At 36.6% G+C, this 632-nt stretch carries 2 protein-coding genes; one reads left to right on the forward strand and one right to left on the reverse strand.

Annotated elements, in window-relative coordinates:
- Positions 1-197 precede the first annotated feature (197 nt).
- Positions 198-401, forward strand: a complete 204-nt coding sequence (locus ACT3SX_RS15470) for a CsbD family protein (protein WP_192520705.1) — start codon at positions 198-200, stop codon at positions 399-401.
- Here the strand turns inward: ACT3SX_RS15470 and ACT3SX_RS15475 are convergent.
- The coding region (locus ACT3SX_RS15475) for a hypothetical protein (RefSeq protein WP_444761865.1) at positions 398-632 on the reverse strand (235 nt) is incomplete at its 5' end. The genes ACT3SX_RS15470 and ACT3SX_RS15475 overlap by 4 nt on opposite strands.

The following is a 632-nucleotide window of genomic DNA, read 5'->3' on the forward strand; positions in this document are numbered from 1 at the left end:
TAAACATAATAAAAATCAGATATCGACAATAACAATAAAACAGATATCCACTAGTTGCCTTTGTTTAACATCCGATGATAACTACAATAAATAAAAATAAGGACTAAAAATAGAAAATGATTAGTAGCACTATTTAAACAACGACGATAATCAACCCACTAATAAAATGAACTAACTCACAAAAAAGGAATATAACAATGAACGAACAAACTCTGAAAGGTGAATGGAACCAACTGAAAGGCTCAGCAAAACAAAAATGGGCCAAACTAACTGATGATGATTTGACCCATATTGAAGGCAGCCGAGACAAGCTAGTTGGCCGAGTACAAGAACGTTATGGCCATGCTAAAGAAGACGCCGAGCGTGAAGTAGACGACTGGCGTCACCACAACAACTATTAGTAGAAATCAGTATGAATAGATGCTGATAGATACCAATAGATAGATACCAATAGATAGACGCTAATAAATGGTATCGCAAAATAACGAAAAGCCGCATAGAATCCTACGCGGCTTTTTTGTGCCGAGCTCATATAGTCGATTGTCTTTGAAAGCAATACAAGGCAACCAAGTGTAGATGTATCTAATACTTCAAACGAGGTTAACGCTGTGATGGCTTTCGCTGTAATAACT

The organism is Psychrobacter sp. AOP31-B2-9, from assembly GCF_052378005.1.
In the GTDB taxonomy this organism is placed as follows: Bacteria; Pseudomonadota; Gammaproteobacteria; order Pseudomonadales; family Moraxellaceae; genus Psychrobacter.

What these genes read in the sequence shown, in the direction of transcription:
- ACT3SX_RS15470 (WP_192520705.1), top strand. Translation starts at nt 198, where the DNA reads ATGAACGAACAAACTCTGAAAGGTGAATGGAACCAACTGAAAGGCTCA.